General features: G+C 38.7%; 10 protein-coding genes and 1 other annotated feature. Of the genes, 6 read left to right on the plus strand and 4 right to left on the minus strand.

Going from position 1 to position 17,612, the window contains the following annotated elements; translation table 11 throughout:
* Positions 1-14: 14 nt before the first annotated feature.
* Entirely contained in the window at positions 15-2,177 is a 2,163-nt protein-coding gene (locus PZE06_RS10885; RefSeq protein ID WP_150915697.1) for a cell division protein FtsA, read from the minus strand.
* 229 nt (positions 2,178-2,406) lie between these two features.
* Here PZE06_RS10885 and PZE06_RS10890 point away from each other — a divergent pair, with 229 nt between their 5' ends.
* Both PZE06_RS10890 and ccpA read left to right on the plus strand, forming a co-directional pair.
* On the plus strand, positions 2,407-3,483 hold the full coding sequence (locus PZE06_RS10890; RefSeq protein ID WP_150915698.1) for a bifunctional 3-deoxy-7-phosphoheptulonate synthase/chorismate mutase: 1,077 nt from the start codon (positions 2,407-2,409) through the stop codon (positions 3,481-3,483).
* A gap of 454 nt (positions 3,484-3,937) precedes the next feature.
* Positions 3,938-4,936, plus strand: coding sequence for a catabolite control protein A (gene ccpA / locus PZE06_RS10895; RefSeq protein ID WP_150915699.1), 999 nt, complete (start codon positions 3,938-3,940; stop codon positions 4,934-4,936).
* Positions 4,937-5,060: 124 nt separating this feature from the next.
* Here the strand turns inward: ccpA and acsA are convergent, their stop codons facing one another.
* Entirely contained in the window at positions 5,061-6,779 is a 1,719-nt protein-coding gene (gene acsA, locus PZE06_RS10900) for an acetate--CoA ligase (protein ID WP_150915700.1), read from the minus strand.
* Positions 6,780-7,055: 276 nt separating this feature from the next.
* On the opposite strand from acsA, the gene PZE06_RS10905 reads away from it, so the two are divergent.
* From PZE06_RS10905 to PZE06_RS10915, 3 genes are read left to right on the plus strand one after another with little or no spacing between them, the layout of a single operon-like run.
* Positions 7,056-7,688: a GNAT family N-acetyltransferase gene (locus tag PZE06_RS10905; RefSeq protein ID WP_150915701.1), complete on the plus strand. Its 633-nt coding sequence runs from the start codon at positions 7,056-7,058 to the stop codon at positions 7,686-7,688.
* A gap of 49 nt (positions 7,689-7,737) precedes the next feature.
* Entirely contained in the window at positions 7,738-8,385 is a 648-nt protein-coding gene (locus PZE06_RS10910) for an acetoin utilization AcuB family protein (protein WP_150915750.1), read from the plus strand.
* Positions 8,382-9,554, plus strand: coding sequence for an acetoin utilization protein AcuC (locus tag PZE06_RS10915; RefSeq protein ID WP_150915749.1), 1,173 nt, complete (start codon positions 8,382-8,384; stop codon positions 9,552-9,554). Before PZE06_RS10910 ends, PZE06_RS10915 begins: the two co-directional genes overlap by 4 nt.
* 125 nt (positions 9,555-9,679) lie before the next feature.
* On the opposite strand, the gene PZE06_RS10920 is transcribed toward PZE06_RS10915, so the two are convergent.
* Together PZE06_RS10920 and PZE06_RS10925 are read right to left on the minus strand one after the other, a co-directional pair.
* Positions 9,680-11,785: a methyl-accepting chemotaxis protein gene (locus PZE06_RS10920; protein WP_150915702.1), complete on the minus strand. Its 2,106-nt coding sequence runs from the start codon at positions 11,783-11,785 to the stop codon at positions 9,680-9,682.
* 692 nt (positions 11,786-12,477) lie between these two features.
* Positions 12,478-15,387, minus strand: coding sequence for a transglycosylase domain-containing protein (locus PZE06_RS10925; RefSeq protein ID WP_150915703.1), 2,910 nt, complete (start codon positions 15,385-15,387; stop codon positions 12,478-12,480).
* Positions 15,388-15,615: 228 nt separating this feature from the next.
* Positions 15,616-15,833: a binding site (T-box leader), on the plus strand.
* 135 nt (positions 15,834-15,968) lie between these two features.
* Here PZE06_RS10925 and tyrS point away from each other — a divergent pair.
* A complete protein-coding gene (gene tyrS, locus PZE06_RS10930; protein ID WP_150915704.1) occupies positions 15,969-17,225 on the plus strand; it encodes a tyrosine--tRNA ligase in 1,257 nt (418 codons plus the stop codon).
* Positions 17,226-17,612 lie beyond the last annotated feature (387 nt).

The following is a 17,612-nucleotide window of genomic DNA, read 5'->3' on the forward strand; positions in this document are numbered from 1 at the left end:
AAGAACGTTGGAGGCTAATTTTGCTTTAGCATTTTTGGCCAAACAATTTCTAGCTTGTCACCAGGCTCAATATTTTCAAAGAAAGTCGTTTCGTCACCATTTTTTAGTAATTGAAAACTACCATTTGCTTGGGAAGGCATTTCAATCTCTACAAAGTTAAATAAATCTTGAAAAATAAAAGGCTGCAATTGTTTTTGATGTACGATAAGGTGATCGCCATCTTTAATTAAATCATGATCATGGAGAGTTTGCCCATTTCTTTGAAATTCAGTAACTGTTTTCGTAAGTTGAATTTCTTTCCCGTTAAAGTAGACTGGAATTGATTGGGAGAGCATGAACTGTTTTTTGTCTGCAAACTCTTGAATGGTAACGGTTTTTTTTGCTTCAACAACAATCTGATCTTGATCTTCGATGATATGATTTAATTTTGCTTCCAACCCATTTTTGTAAAGCTTCCCGGAAAAGGAAGGAATAATGGTATCCTTTTGATTCAAAGTGACTCGGAAAGGCTTTAGCTGCAGAAAAAAATGATCTAGATTAAGGGCGATGAACGCTTCCTCTATCGTGTCTGGCATTTTGTATTCGATCTTATCCCGATCCTCAATAATCACGTCAGGAGATACCTCTGTACCATTGCGCGTAATAATGGGATTAAGCTCATAATATTTCCCATTAATTGTTATCTTCTTAGTAGGGATTTCATCAAGCAATTCGTGAATTTTTAAGCTTGTTTTTTCTCCATCTTTCCCTCTTTCAAGCGTTAAAATATCTCCATTTTTTACGACATCATCAAAAGAGCAGGCCTCGCCATTAATGAATAACTTTGGAGGGCTTCCATGCTGTCCTGGGATTGTAATTTGCTGTCCATTTAATGAGACGATCATGGCTAATCCAGGTTTTCCATATAGCTTATTCATCTTGATTCCCGCTGCAAGGAGACAATCTCCAACCGTTAATTTTTTTACTTCGAACAGGCGTACAGGCTGTTCATTCACATATACCGTTACGTAATGTACAGGTGTTTTTTGTGCGGCAATGGCAATCCCAATAGGGGTTACGAGCTCAGGTCCTTTTGTAATGCTTTCATCAAGCGTTAACGATGTAATGGCATCAATGCCGCGGATTGCAACGCGATTAACAGGTAAATTTAGTCTTTCAGCAATTCGTCGCGGTAAATCAGGAGTCTGGCTACCTCCACCTACGAGCATAACCGCTTTCGGTGATTTTTGTCCATTTAATCGGTAAATTTCATCACAAATGGCTGTGGCCAGTCGATCGATAGCAGGGCCAATTTGTGCGATCATTTCTTGTTTTGGAACTTCCGATTCAAACCCTAAAATGTCCGTGATCATCACGCTGTCTTTTGCGTTAATCTCCCGTTTTGCCTTTTCAGCTAAAGGAAAATCTAATAAAAATTGATCACTGATGGCCTCAGTAATTTCGTCGCCAGCAATTGGTACCATTCCGTAAGCAATAACCGTACCAGAATCAGTTAAGGCAATATCTGAAGTACCGGCTCCAATATCGACAAGGGCAACGTTTAATCTTCTCATACTTGGAGGAATCAGGACGTTAATGGCAGCGATTGGCTCAAGCGTCAAAGCTTCCATTTCTAAATCCGCTCGATGAAGGGCTGAAATTAAAGATTCGACCACTACTTTTGGCAAAAAAGTAGCAATAATCTCTACGGACGCCTCGTCTCCTTGCTGGTCAATCAAGCTTCCAATTTCTTCTCCATCTAAGCGATAGTAGAGAACGGAGTAGCCGACACAATAATAATAATGACTTGAATCTTCTTCATGTTTTTCAGCTACAAGGCTTTGTGCTTTTTGAACCGTGCTTAACTCAAGGTGAAGAATATCTTCTTTTTGAATCATTGGCTTTCCTTTAATATCAATAGATACCATAGCTCTCTCGGTTTTTAGAGCTCTTCCCGCTGCGGCAACGCTAACCCTTTTTAACGGCCCGTGTTTTACCTCTAGCTGTTCCTTAATTTCTGTAATAATTTTGGATACGGATAGTACATCATGAATTTGACCGTCCAGCATGGCACGTTCTGAATGTTCGATCGCGAGCATATCAACAACATGATAATTTTGCTCATTCTCTTCCAAAATGATTCCGACAACGGAACGTGTACCAATATCTAAGGCAAACAATTTTTTCTTTTCTTGCAAAACGATACACCTTCTTTAACTATTAATCATACGATTAATCATATACTCTTAAAATACTTTAATGCTTAAAAGCGTTTAATTATTAAAGAAAAGTACGTGACATTGATAATAAATTCATATATAATAACTCTAATTATACAGAAATGTCTCTCATTTAAACAGGGCATGAAACAATATTTCTGAATGTGTAAAAAGTAAAGGTAAAAAAGATTCGAAAGGACGGGAAAAAATGAGCAATATGAAACTTGAAGAATTGCGAGATCGTGTTGACGAACTGAACGTTCAACTACTCAATCTAATTAATGAAAGAGCACGACTTGTGCAAGAAATTGGACGTGTTAAAGAAACTCAAGGTGTTAATCGCTACGATCCGGTTCGTGAACGCAAAATGCTAGACTCCATACTTGAGAAGAATGACGGTCCTTTTGAAAAATCGACACTACAGCATCTGTTTAAAGAGATTTTTAAAGCTGGCTTAGAATTGCAGGAGGATGACCATCGTAAAGCTTTGCTTGTTTCGCGTAAAAAACATCCAGAAAACACAATTGTTGAGGTAAAAGGAGCACAGATTGGCGCTGGTGCTCAACAATTGATTTTCGGACCATGTGCGGTGGAATCTTATGAGCAAGTGGCAACTGTTGCGGAAGCGGTGAAAGCAAAAGGATTGAAGCTATTGCGAGGGGGCGCCTATAAGCCAAGAACATCACCATACGACTTCCAAGGTTTAGGTGTTGAAGGGTTGAAAATTTTAAAAAGAGTAGCTGATGAGTATGACTTGGCTGTTATTAGCGAAATTGTGAATCCGGCAGATATTGAAATGGCAGCTCAATATATAGATGTTATTCAAATTGGTGCCCGTAATATGCAAAACTTTGAACTCTTGAAAGCAGCTGGAGCTGTCAATAAGCCAGTTCTGTTAAAAAGAGGATTAGCGGCGACCATTGAGGAGTTCATCAACGCTGCCGAATATATTATGGCGCAAGGAAACGGTCAGATCATTCTTTGTGAACGCGGGATTCGCACATATGAAAGAGCAACGAGAAATACGTTAGATATTTCTGCTGTCCCAATCTTGAAGCAGGAAACCCATTTGCCAGTCCTTGTAGATGTGACCCATTCAACTGGTAGAAGAGATCTCCTTCTCCCAACTGCAAAGGCTGCGTTAGCGATTGGCGCTGATGGTGTAATGGCAGAAGTACATCCGGACCCAGCGGTTGCTCTGTCAGACTCAGCACAGCAAATGGATCTTGATCAATTTGATCAATTTATGGAGCAGCTTGTCGCTTCTTCGCTAGTACGAGTATAATCTCTTCTTCATACACAATAAACAGTCTTCTGCTGTGGGCAGAAGGCTGTTTCATTTTTGCTGAATAAGTGCTAGACACAACACTGTTACGGGAGACTATTATGACTTGAAATCTTTAAGCTATAAGGATGGAAATAACAATAGAAGAAAGATGTTCAGAAAACATCGAGGAAAAAATGCTTTTATAAAGCTTATACTGAGCTCGAAGTTTTTTATTAGGTTAAAGCCTCACTTGCTCTCAATTTGTTGACGATTTTCAATGCTCATTAAGAAATCTTTAAGAAAAATAAGGGATTTTGTCATTGATTTTCGACTTTTTTGTAAAAAAATTAGTCTTGACATTGCGAGAGATAGCGGAGTGAAGTATTATTAAGTACATAATTACACACTAAAGCGTGTTAATATAGGTTAAAATAAAAATAAATCATTGTTTTAGAATAAGGAGTCGATTGTGATGAATATAACGATATACGATGTGGCAAGAGAAGCTAACGTATCGATGGCAACAGTTTCGCGTGTTGTGAACGGGAATCCCAATGTAAAGCCTGCTACGAGAAAAAAGGTATTAGAAGTAATAAGCCGATTAGGCTACAGACCCAATGCGGTGGCACGAGGGCTGGCAAGTAAGAAAACAACAACAGTTGGAGTAGTTATTCCAGATATTTCAAGTACCTTTTTCGCAGAGTTAGCGCGAGGGATTGAGGATATCGCAACCATGTACAAGTACAATATTATTTTGAGTAACTCGGACCAGAATAAAGAAAAAGAACTTCACTTATTAAATACCATGCTTGGAAAACAAGTAGATGGAATCGTGTTTATGGGTGGGAATATCACTGAGGAACATGTGGAGGAATTTGAAAAATCTCCTGTACCAATTGTATTGGCTGGTTCTATTGAAGAAACAGAACAGGTTCCATCTGTAAACATTGATCATGAACAAGCGACATACGATGCAGTTTCTTCTTTTGTTGAAAAAGGTCATAAGAAGATTGCTTTCGTGATTGGACCATTCCATGAGCCAATTAATGAAAAGAAAAAATTAATCGGGTACAAGCGTGCACTTCATGAAGCCGGTATTGATTACAACGAAGAATTGGTTGTTGAAGGGGACTATACTTACGATTCTGGAATTGAAGCATTTGAAAAATTAATGGAGCTTGAAGACAAGCCTACTGCCATATTTGTTGGCTCAGATGAAATGGCTTTAGGGGTTGTTCATGGGGCAGAGGATCAAGGCTATAGCATTCCTGCTGACTTTGAAGTGATTTCATCAGATAATACAAGGCTAGCGTTAATGGTTCGTCCACAGCTTACAACCGTTGTTCAGCCGTTGTATGATATCGGAGCGGTAGCCATGCGCTTATTAACAAAATTAATGAATAAAGAGAAAGTGTCAGAGCAAACGGTAATTCTGCCACACCGCATTGAACTGCGCAGCTCTACGAAGTAAGGAGCGCATAATAAAACGAGGGCGTCCTGATAATGGACGTCCTCGTTTTTGTCTAATGTAACTTGGAATATGCTGGATTTCCTACGGAATTAAAGGAGTATAGGAGAAACGGCCTCTCACACCTTTAATCCTCCATTGTTGATAAATCGCCAGTTGGTAAGTCGAGCTCCCATGCTTTAAGGACACGTCGCATAATTTTTCCGCTTCGAGTTTTTGGAAGCTTATCACGGAATTCAATTTCACGTGGTGCTGCATGTGCTGCAAGTCCTTTCTTCACAAATTGACGAATATCTTCCTTTAAATCATCACTTACTTCGTAACCATCACGGAGAGCAATGAAGGCTTTGATAATTTCCCCGCGAACTGGATCAGGCTTGCCGATTACGCCTGCTTCAGCTACTGCTGGGTGTTCAACCAGTTTGCTTTCCACTTCAAATGGTCCTACTCGTTCACCAGAAGTCATAATGACATCGTCAACACGGCCTTGGAACCAGAAATATCCGTCCTCATCCATATAGGCTGAATCTCCAGAGACATACCAATCACCTGGCATAAAGTAGGATTGATATTTTTCCTCATTGTTCCAAATGGTTTTCATCATCGATGGCCAGCCTTTTTTGATCGCTAAATTTCCCATGCGATTTGCTGGCAGCTCATTTCCTTGGTTATCGACGATAGCCGCTTTCACACCTGGAATAGGTTTTCCCATAGAACCTGGGCGTATTTCCATACAAGGATAATTGGAAATTAACTGTGCACCTGTTTCCGTCATCCACCAATTGTCATGGATGCGACGATTAAATACTTTCATTCCCCATCTAACAACTTCAGGATTAAGCGGTTCTCCCACACTAAGTATATGGCGAAGCTGGCTTAGATCATAGTCTTTAATAATTTCATCTCCAGCCCCCATCAGCATGCGAAATGCAGTAGGAGCGCTGTACCAAACGGTTACGCCATACTCTTCAAGCATTTTGTACCATGTATTTGGATCAAATCTTCCTCCAACAATGAGATTGGACGTTCCTGTTAACCAAGGGCCGAATATCCCATATGATGTGCCAGTTACCCAGCCTGGATCAGCCGTACACCAATAAACATCATCATCCCGCAGATCAAGCACCCATTTAGCTGTTTGATAATGCTGGAGCATGGCGTTATGAACATGTAAAACACCCTTTGGTTTGCCAGTTGAGCCTGAAGTGTAGTGAAGAATTAATCCGTCCGTTCTTTCCACCCATTCGATTTCCAGCTTATTGCTTGCCTCTTGCAGACGCTTATTAAAATCAATATATTGTTCGCTCTCTTGAATTTCATGACCAACGAGGAAAATATGCTTTAAAGCGGGTAATTCGCCCACTGGAACGCGTTCAAGCAATTCAGGTGTTGTGACGAGCACCTTTGCTTCACTATCTTCGAGTCGATCCCGAACCGCCCCTTCCATAAATGCTTCAAATAAAGGACCAACGATCGCACCCAACTTAATAGCGCCTAGTACAGTGAAATATAGTTCAGGAGAGCGGGGCATAAAAATAAATACTCGATCCCCTTTTTCAACATCCCCATACGTTTTCAGTACATTTCCAGCCTTATTTGTAAGCTCCTTCATTTCTTTAAAGGTATACTTTTCATTTCGATTAGCATCACGGTAATATAGGGCGACTTTATTTTTTCGATAGGAATTTGCATGTTTATCGATCGCTTCATGAGCCATATTTACAAGCCCTGTCTCGGCCCAAGAAAATTGCTTTTCGACTTCCTTCCAATCGAAGTTTTCATATGTTTCACGATAATTTTGTAAGTTATATTCCCCTTGTATAACTGGTAGCGTTTCCAATTTCATTGTAAAAAGTATCCCCCTTTTTGATATCGTTGTATTTATTATATTACAAATAATTACTTTTCACAATTTTAAAAATATTCATTTGTAAAATAATGATAAAAGTCACTAAAATAATAAAAATACTGAAAATTTTGTGAAAGCGCTTTATTATAAATTAATTCATGTATAATAATAGTAATTATTCATATTGAGTTAATCTCATTATCGGTTTAGATAGACTGGATCACGCTAAAGAAGTTTTTTGTGAATCAATTAAAATATTTAGGTGGTGGAGCCGTGGAACATAAAAAAACATATAATGCGAAAGAACTAAAGACTCCTCATGGAGATTTAATAATCGAAGGGCCGATTTCCTCAGAGACGTTATCGCAATTGGAGTTTCATGAGGATCTGGTGGCGTTTCGCCCTGCAGCTCAGCAGCATAAAGCATTGCTTGGGATTGCGGATTTGCCAGAAGGAAGAATTATTATCGCGAGGCATAAGCAAATGATAGTTGGCTATGTCACGTATTTATACCCTGATCCTTTGGAAAGATGGTCAGAAGGAAAAATGGACAATCTTATCGAATTAGGAGCTATTGAGGTCATTCCGAAATTTCGGGGCTGTCAGGTGGGGAAAAATCTCCTCATCGTTTCAATGATGGATGATGCAATGGAAGACTATATAACGATTACAACGGAATATTACTGGCATTGGGATTTAAAAGGGACGGGATTAAATGTATGGGAATATCGTAAAGTAATGGAAAAGATGATGAATGCTGGCGGACTTGAATGGTTTGCAACAGATGACCCGGAAATCAGTTCCCATCCGGCTAATTGCTTAATGGTGAAAATTGGGAAACGAGTTGATAATGAATCGATCCAAAGATTTGATCAGCTTCGTTTTATGAATCGGTTTATGTACTAGAACCGTTGTCTTTACGTAAGGAAGTAAAGAGTGTTTAGGAGGTTTCATGATGATTGTCGAAGAAATAATGATTTCGAAACTGTATACATTAGAAAAAGAAAATACGATAGAAGAAGCAATTCATTTAATGAAAGAAAATCGAATAAAGCATATCCCCATCGTCGATCGTGACATGCGTTTAATCGGCATTGTGACGGATCGCGATATAAAGGAAGCAATCCCTTCAATTTTTTTCTTTGATGATAATCGGGAAATTTTACAAAAACCTTTGGAATCGATTATGACAACGGAAGTGATTACTGGTCATCCATTGGATTTCGTTGAAGAGGTCGCTGCCATTTTTTATGAAAGTAAAATTGGCTGCCTTCCAATTTTGAAGGATAAAAGGCTAGTAGGAATTATTACGCAAACGGATTTACTTCATACTTTAGTAGAATTGACCGGAGCTCATCAGCCCGGCTCACAAATTGAGATTCGCGTGCGTAATAAGATGGGGATGCTCTTTCGCTTATTTTCAGATATTCAAAACTGCAAGGTGAACATATTAAGTGTGCTCGTATACCCTGATAAAAGAGATGAGGACTTTAAAATAATTGCCTTAAGGATCCAAACGATGAATCCGCTTCGCTTAATTGAAGAACTTGAGAAATCAGGGCATGAGGTGCTATGGCCAAATCTTCCGGGGATGGAAGTATGATGCGGGACTCTATTTTTATTTTTTCTGAAGAACAATTAAACTATAAATTTAATAAGGAGCACCCTTTTAATCAATTAAGATTAAAGCTCACTTTAGATTTATTAAAGGAAATGAAGGCGATCTCAAGTAAAGATATTGTTGCTCCTCGACGGGCTACTGACGAAGAACTGCAGCTTATTCATGATCCCAATTATGTAATCGCTGTCAAGAAGGCGGGAAATGGTGAGCTGTCCGAGGATGCGGCAGAAAGTTATGGATTGGGAACAGAGGACACACCCATTTTTCCAGGTATGCATGAGGCTAGTGCGCTGCTCGTTGGCGGAACCTTGACTGCTGTTGACTACGTTATGGAAGGAAAGAGCAAGCATGCAGTGAATTTAGGAGGAGGTCTTCATCACGGTTTTCGGGGAAAGGCATCAGGATTTTGTATTTATAATGACAGCTCTGTGGCGATTAAGTATATTCAAGAGAAATATGGTGCCCGCGTGCTATATATCGATACAGATGCTCATCATGGAGATGGTGTTCAATGGGCATTTTATGAAGATCCAAATGTTTGCACATTATCGATCCATGAGACAGGAAGATACCTTTTTCCAGGAACGGGAAATGTCAATGAACGGGGGCAAGGAAAAGGATATGGTTATTCCTTTAATGTACCGGTCGATGCCTTTACTGAAGATGACTCTTGGTTGTATGCTTACACGAATTCTGTACGAGAGGTTGCTGAATTTTTTAAACCTGACGTTATTGTGACGCAAAATGGAGCAGATGCCCATTATTTAGATCCACTGACACATTTATCTACAACAATGCGAATTTACCGAGAAATTCCGAAGCTTGCTCATGAAATTGCCCATCAATATTGTGATGGTAAATGGATTGCTGTAGGTGGGGGAGGCTATGATATTTGGCGCGTTGTACCAAGGGCATGGAGCTTGATTTGGATGGAAATGACAGGGAATCAGAAATGCTACGGCGATATCCCGAAGGAGTGGATTGAGCGTTGGCAAGCAGAAGCTCCTGTCACTCTCCCCTCTGAATGGGACGATCCACAAGGAATGTATCGGCCGATTCCAAGAAAAAATGAAATTACTGAAAAAAATGCCCAAACAGTAACGAATGCACTCTATTCAATACGGAGCCGGAAAAGAAAAGAATCGACTTAAGAGAAAAACAAATCGTTTATTTTTCTTTTAAAATCAAGCAGTTGTAGGAATTAGCAATTCAACTACAACTGCTTTTCTTTTTATTTGTGGCTACGAAAGTTTAGTGAAGTGGTCATGACGAGCATCTATAGTTTAAAATCGTCTATCATTTCCTGCAATTGTTGTGCTCTCATGCTTAATGAATCGACAGAGGAGGTGACCTCTTCCATAGAGGCAAGTTGTTCTTCAGTAGCAGCAGCTACAGATTGGATGTTATCTTCTGTAATTTCTGTTTGCTTGGCTACATTTTCAATCGAACTTCTTAATTGATTGGATTGTGTTAGCATGCTATTGATTGAACTGACGATCTTTTGAACCTCATGGGCAACATTTTTCGTGCTATTTGCAATAGTGGAAAAAGTTTCACCTGTTTTACTTACGAGATTCATCCCTGCTGTTGCCTCTGTCGTTACTTTTTCCATAGATTCAATTGAATGAAGAGTGTCTGCTTGAATCGCATTCACTAATGTGCGAATTTGTTCAACAGACTTTGAAGAATTATCCGCTAGCTTCCTCACTTCATTGGCTACTACCGCAAATCCCTTTCCTTGTTCCCCAGCTCTTGCCGCTTCAATAGCCGCGTTCAAACTTAAGAGATTCGTTTGCTCAGCTATCGCTGTTATCGCGTTTAAAATTTCTTCAATTTGCTTCGAACGTGTTCCCAGCTGTTCAATAACATTTGCAGTTAATCGCACCGATTGATGAATGACTTCCATTTGTTTAATGGTATCTTCTACAATAACGTTTCCGTTTTCAGCTTCTTCACTAGACATTGAAGAGGTTGTCCCAACTTCATGAGTAACGCTTGAAATATGGGAAAGCTTCTGGGCGAACTCTTCCATTTGCACCATGTTTGTTTTCGCCTCATCCACTTGTGTACCTACAATAGAGGTTACGGTTTCAACGGAATTGGTTATCTGGTAAGTTGCTTTTGTTGTTTCTTCAGTGATGGCGAGTAATTGTTCACTTGCCGCTGCCACCTCTTGAGAGACCTCTTGGCTGTTGCGAAGGACTTTTTTAAAGGAAGAAAGCATTTTATTAATTGCCTCTCCAATAATGGCGAATTCATCTTTTGATGTGATCGGCACTGTCTTGAGCAAATCACCTTCCGATATTTTGGCAGTAATGCTTTGGATACTTGCTACTTGCTCTTTAATGGCGAGATAGAAGCCGATAAGTAAGTATGATAATACGATAACAACTGCAAGGACGAGTGTAACTGTTAAATATAATTGATTTGTTAATTGCTTCACTTGTGCTGTTAGTAATTTATCCAACTCGTCTGTTTGGTAGGTCAATAATTCGAAAATACTATTAATGGTGTCAGTTGTTTTATCGAAATAGACTTCGGGCGCAATGGAGATCGTTGCCGCCAACAAGTCATTCTCAATTATTTGGGTAATTTGTTTCGCTTCGGCAATAGAGTTTGTTGCAAAAGTACCGATTGTTTTTTCCAAGGATGGTTCAAGATGAAAGACAATCTCATATGTGCGCTCCCCTTGGGTGATATATTCTTCCATCATTTTTAACAAGTATGTTAAATCGTTGTGCTCTTCATCAGTTATTTCCCTTTTGGTAGCTACGCCTACGCCGATAGCCCTTGATTTCCCCATGAACTCTGTGATTTGTGGAAGAGTTTGTTTTAATAAATTGGTTAAGTGATTATTTATTAGGGTGGAATCTAATGATAGATTTGTTTCATCGGAAATATTTAATAGAGTTCTAAACATCATGTCAATGAACTGATTATGTAATTCAATTGATTCAGGGATGGTTAGTAAAAGGGCATCACGTTTCACTGTTTCCCAATTTGAAAGTAGTGATGTAACATCCTCCTGCACTGTTGAAAGATGCTTCAATTCTTTCAAGGTTTCAGATAGTGAATGTAAATCATTATGGATCTTTTCTTCTACTTCCTTAAGAGAACTATTTGCTGATTGCTCACCACTTAATACGTTCACCGATAATCCTCGATGCTGTTGTGTAGATTGAATAAGCGGATAAATTTTTTGGAATAGTTCAATTCCAGTTCTTTCTTTATTTGTAAATGCGATTTCACTGTAAATGTCGGAGACGATTGTCGAGATCAGGAAGCTGATCGTAAAGAATACTACGACAAATAGTACAAGGAACTTTTTAAAGAATGAAAACTTGTTTAATAAAATTTTTGCTGGTTTAAACAATAGCTGCATATTATTTTCTCCTTATTTTAAATGTTTTTCTAAATATAACCAAATAATAAAGAGATTTCCGTGGCTTTTATCACTTATACAATGTGAATATATAGGAAAATAGTTGTGTTTTTTAGAGATGGTTCAAAAAAATAGGGTAAATTTACAATAGTTGCGTAATTTTAATGGAGGTTTTTTACTATTTTACTTTGCCAATCTAATACGAGAGTGAGAAGTAGTACCATTGCGATCTGGCTTAATTGGGGGAATAGGGATTGAAGCAAGGCTGCCTACGAAATAAGTTAAAATGGTTTAACAAAAATTAATGAAAAAATGCTAGGTTATTTGGAAGCAAGAGGGTTTTTAGGGGGACCTCTTTATTAACTTCCTTAGATGGTTTCAATGGTTGATTTAGCAATGGAAAAACGAATTGGATTTACTATTCTTGCCAAATCGAAAACATCAAGTTTATGTGGCTTTAAAGGGAATTAAAAACCTAATTTTCGAACCAGCAATCGCTTTCGCACTGAACGTATGAAAGACGTCATGTATGAATGAAATTTTTTTTGTAAAAAAAGGAAATTCTCCGTTTATTCATCTGCAAAAGAAAAAGCTGATATCAAAAAGTCGTTTTTAACGACTTTTTGACACAGCTTCTTACTTAACATTCAAGCATCTTAATAAAGTTTTCTCTGTATCTAAAAGTAATAACTTTAGCTTTCGTTTCCATCATCAGGTGGATTAGGAGGCTCTTTATCGCCGCCATTTCCATCTTGATCCCCATTGCCTGGAGGGGTTACAGGTGGAGTAGCAGGCGGTTTTTCTGGTTTCTCTGGTTTTTGCGGTTCTTCTCCTTTATTAGGATCGATAGGATCCTCTTTATCTTCAGGACCGATTCGAATCTCATCTGAAGGCGCTGACTCTTGTCCCGCAATATCTACGGCGGTCACATAATAGATACCATTATCACCTTTATAAGCAAGGGTTTCACCTGCTTTTATTGAAGCAACTTTCTTTCCGTCTTTATATACACGGTACCCTATCACATCATTCTCAGGGTGTTTGCTCCAAGTGATTGTGTTGCTAGTAACCTTTGCCGCCATCTTCGCTGGAACTTTCCCATTTTCCTGTATTTTATCATCTGGAAGCAATATTTTCGCCCAGCGTTCTTTATTCTTAGGAATAAGCTGTTGTGGGTTTACCCTTATGCCAAAGATTTTTTCGATATAGTCAGGGTTTAGAATAACGCCTAGTTCCGCAAATTCATCTGGTGTAGAGTCTAAAGCTAAGTATTTTTTATCACCAATTTGAACATATTTGCCATCAATTAAACTATCATCAACTTTACTTGGAACAAATTTTGCATTGAACAAATCTGTTTCCACTAAACCAGCCCTTGCACAAGCATCAGAAGGGAGCAAGCCAGAAATAGCACAGAAGGAACGTCGTACAATTCCACCTGGCATTTTAATTGTTTCTGCTGGATCGACTAATTCAGGGGCAACATCGTATGCAGCATTCATTAGCTTAGCCCATAAATAAATATTCCGATTTGAATAAGACATCCCTTTATATGTTACCTGTAATGGCTTAGGTGTATCGTAGCCCATCCATGTTCCAAAGGAAACATTCGGATTAATTCCAACAAACCAAGCATCTTTATAATCTTGACTCGTTCCGGTTTTTCCAGCCCAATCAGCACTGAATTTTAAGCGACTGTTCAAAGAACCAGCAGTTCCTGAACGAACAACATCGCGCATCATATCATACGTTAAATAAGCCGTTTGTGGACTAAATACTTCTACTGGTTTTGCCTCATGTTGATAAATGGCATTCCCATCTTTATCAACGATTTTTTCAATCATATAAGCATCGACAAATTGACCGTTGTTGGCAAAAGTACCATAGGCATTTACATTTTCTTCCACAGTGACTCCGTTTGTTAAACCTCCGATTGCAGTGGAACGGTTTGAGTAATCTTCTTCTGTAAGGGAAGTGAAGCCCATTTTCGTTAAGTATTCCGCAGGACGCTTACCTAAAATATCGATGTATGCTTTTACAGCAGGGACATTATATGATCTTGCTAATGCGTAACGGGCAGTTACAAGTCCACTATACCCTCCTCCATAGTTGCTAGGCCATGGATTGTTGGAAGCAGGGTTTAATTTTAATGGTAGGTCAGGTAAAATCGTTCCCGGTGCTAAGCTCCCCAGTTCCATTGCTGGTGCATACACAAGCAGTGGCTTCATCGTTGAACCATTGGAACGTTTCGCACTGGTTGCATGGTTTAATTGTTGTTGAGAGAAATCCCGGCCGCCGACAAAGCTAATAATTTTACCTGTTTTGTTTTCGATCAGCATAGCTCCAACTTCAACAGGTTTATTAACGGTTACCTTTTCGCCCGTTTCTGGGTCTGTTTCAACAACTTGAATATCACTGCCGTAATATTCAAATTCATCTTTTACCTTTTGCATTGCGTCATAAATGTCTTTATTTATTGTTGAATGAATTTCATAGCCGTTTTGACGCAGGTCACGGTCGGCCAGTGTCAAATATTCCTTTTTTAATTCGTCATCCTTTTGCAAATCCTCTTCTGTATATCCATCTTTTTCAGCGAGAATCACTGATAATACATCAACAGCTCTTTTTTCAAGCTCGAATGTTAAATATGGATATTGCTCCTGAGGACTTGTAGAATGAGAGATGAAATCTTGTGTAATATCATAGTTTAAGGCTTCTTCATATTCCGCTTGTGTAATTGAACCGTTGTCATACATTCTTTGTAAAACAGTTTTCATTCGTGTCAATCCAGGTTCTAGATTGCTTTTGATTTCCCCTTTATTTGTAAAAGGTGTATAACCAAACGGACTTTGAGGAAGCCCGGCGATAAAGGCGGCCTGCGGCAAGGTAAGCTCCTTCGCAGTTACGCCAAATATTCCCTTTGCGGCTGCTTGAACTCCCCCGATGTTTCTGCCTGAGGAATTTCTCCCGAAAGTAGAAACATTTAAGTAAGCTTCCAAAATTTCATCTTTGTCAAAGAACTTTTCAAGTCGAAGGGCAAGAAGAATTTCCTTCGCTTTACGTTCAAACGAAATTTCATTGGTAAGAATTTGATTTTTAATTAACTGCTGTGTTAACGTACTACCACCAGTCTGCACAGAAGAGTTTGTCACTTCCTGAAATACAGCGCGCATGAGCGCTTTCGGGACGACACCGTGGTGCTCATAAAAATACTCGTCCTCTGTCGCGACAATCGCTTTGATTAGAAATTCCGACACATCTTCTAATTGTACTTCTTCCCGTTCAAGGTCAGTCCGAAGCTTTCCTAAATAAACGTTGTTAGCAAAGTACAAATTGGAGGTCTCCTCATAGTTGTATATATCCTTTTTCATACTATCGTAGGAGCGGAGCGGTTCATTTTTAACCAATGAGGCAAAATATCCAGCACCAACTCCTCCGGCAAACGCACCGCCAAGGATAATTAAAACGAGAAATACAAGGACCAAGTTCCATACTACCTGATAGGTAATGCTTGCACCTTTTTTTGTTTTTTTATTTGTAAAAAAATCTTGGCAAGACTTCAGAATTTGTTTGAAATTAAATTTTTCTTTCAATCTTATCATTCCCCCTAAAATCACATACATTATAGCATAAAGAGCAAAACAAGTATTGCTGATAAAGATAATTTTCAAATATTACTTAAATTCTATTTGACAAACGCATCCTTTTTATGATAAAAATTCTTTATCTTATATATGAAATAAGCTATGATGGGATCGAATTTCCAAAGGCCTTGCTATATGTTGGTGTTGATTTTGGCTCAAACAATCGTTTTATCAACAATCGTATTTAACAAAGCCTTTTCAAGAGTAGTGCTCCTATCTCTGGATCAGAAAGCTGACGGTTGCTGCGAGTCAGTACATGTAGAGAGCACGAATTACCTCCCTGAGCTTTTGCTGTGAACCGTCAAGTACTAGCAGTAAACGGAAATTCCGTTATCTTAATTAAGTGGAGAAGCCTTTTTTTGGTGTTCTCAAGTTGGGTGGTACCGCGTATTAACGTCCCTTCGATCAAATCGAAGGGATTTTTTTATTGGACTTTTGTCTTATCTATTATAATTTTATGATACGAAGGCTCTGGATGAAAAGACGCTAGCATGTTTAGCTGCATACGTATTTACAAAACAAGTTTGGAGGAAAAGAAGATGGAATTATTACAGGATTTACAGTGGCGTGGCATCATTTATCAGCAAACAGATGAAGAAGGGTTAAAGGAACTGTTAAATAATGAAAAAATTTCTTTATACTGTGGTATGGATCCAACTGGAGACAGCATGCATATTGGCCATTTGCTGCCGTTTTTAACATTAAGGCGATTTCAAAATGCTGGTCATCGGCCAATTGTTCTTGTCGGTGGGGCAACTGGATTGATAGGTGATCCAAAGGCCACTGAGGAAAGAGTGCTGCAAACCCTTGAAACGGTACAAAAAAATGTTGTAGCATTAACGGAACAGTTAAAAATGATCTTTGATTTTGAAGGTGAAAATGGAGCTGTCATGGTCAACAATTACGATTGGACAGCACCGATGAATATCATTACATTTTTAAGAGATTACGGAAAGCATATTGGCATCAATTACATGCTAGCCAAGGATACCATTGCGTCCCGCTTGGAAACAGGAATATCTTTCACAGAATTTACGTATACGATTCTTCAAGGCATGGATTTTAAACATTTGTATGAAAATCATAATTGTAAGCTGCAAATTGGTGGTAGTGATCAATGGGGGAATATTACAACAGGCCTTGAGTTGATTCGTAAAATGACTGATGAGAATTCAAAAGCATTCGGATTAACGATTCCACTAGTGACAAAAGCAGATGGTACAAAATTCGGAAAAACGGAGGGTGGTGCTGTTTGGTTAGATCCGAAGAAAACCTCTCCTTATGAATTCTACCAATTTTGGATTAATACAGCAGACGCCGATGTCGTCAAATACTTAAAATACTTCACATTCCTGTCTAAAGAAGAGATTGAATCATTGGAACAATCGGTTCAGGAGGAAGCACATTTACGCAGAGCACAAAAGGCGCTTGCGGAGGAAATGACCCGTCTAATTCATGGAGAAGAAGCGCTGAAACAAGCAATTAAAATTACGGAATCGCTGTTTAGTGGGGACATTAAGAGTTTAACTGCTACTGAAATAAAGCAAGGTTTTAAAGATGTGCCTTCATATAAATTAGATACAAAAGAAGATGTTGGAATCGTTGACTTATTGGTGAATGCAAAAATTTCTCCATCGAAACGTCAAGCTCGTGAGGATGTCGCAAACGGAGCTATTTATGTAAACGGAGAAAGAATGGTTGAATTAGATTATGTTCTTTCAGATAAGGATCGGATCGAAGGGCAATTCACCGTCATTCGCCGTGGAAAGAAGAAGTATTTCTTAATTGAAGGATAACATCGTGGTAACCAGCGCTTTAGAGTGCAGTCAAAAGGTATCGAGAGCTATTATCTCGTTACCTTTTTTTCGGGCACAAGCCTTCAGTTTCTTGGTGCTAAGCTTTGTTATGGCTCATGCTACTGTATTCGCTATAACAAAGAGGATTCAAGCTATGAGAAAAGCTAAAAACCCGGGAGGGCTAAATTTAGCGCTTATCCACTCCAAAGTAAAAATACCTATTTAAGATTTCTATTTTTAGTGCGAAGATAGATTGAGAATCATGAAAATGAATTTTCAAAATAATTTCGTAAAAATTGAAACTTTTTTCCAAATTAGCCGTACTAAAGGTATAGCAATTTGATTAAGTATTTCACCGAAAGGAGGCTATTTGTTGATAATGGTAAT

It is taken from the genome of Robertmurraya sp. DFI.2.37 (assembly GCF_029211245.1).
Classification (GTDB): domain Bacteria; phylum Bacillota; class Bacilli; order Bacillales; family Cytobacillaceae; genus Robertmurraya; species Robertmurraya methanolica_A.

Coding starts and splice junctions, on each gene's coding strand:
- PZE06_RS10920 (WP_150915702.1), bottom strand. CDS start 11,785: ATGCAGCTATTGTTTAAACCAGCAAAAATTTTATTAAACAAGTTTTCA.
- PZE06_RS10915 (WP_150915749.1), top strand. CDS start 8,382: ATGATGCGGGACTCTATTTTTATTTTTTCTGAAGAACAATTAAACTAT.
- PZE06_RS10890 (WP_150915698.1), top strand. CDS start 2,407: ATGAGCAATATGAAACTTGAAGAATTGCGAGATCGTGTTGACGAACTG.
- ccpA (WP_150915699.1), top strand. CDS start 3,938: ATGAATATAACGATATACGATGTGGCAAGAGAAGCTAACGTATCGATG.
- PZE06_RS10910 (WP_150915750.1), top strand. CDS start 7,738: ATGATTGTCGAAGAAATAATGATTTCGAAACTGTATACATTAGAAAAA.
- tyrS (WP_150915704.1), top strand. CDS start 15,969: ATGGAATTATTACAGGATTTACAGTGGCGTGGCATCATTTATCAGCAA.
- PZE06_RS10925 (WP_150915703.1), bottom strand. CDS start 15,387: ATGATAAGATTGAAAGAAAAATTTAATTTCAAACAAATTCTGAAGTCT.
- acsA (WP_150915700.1), bottom strand. CDS start 6,779: ATGAAATTGGAAACGCTACCAGTTATACAAGGGGAATATAACTTACAA.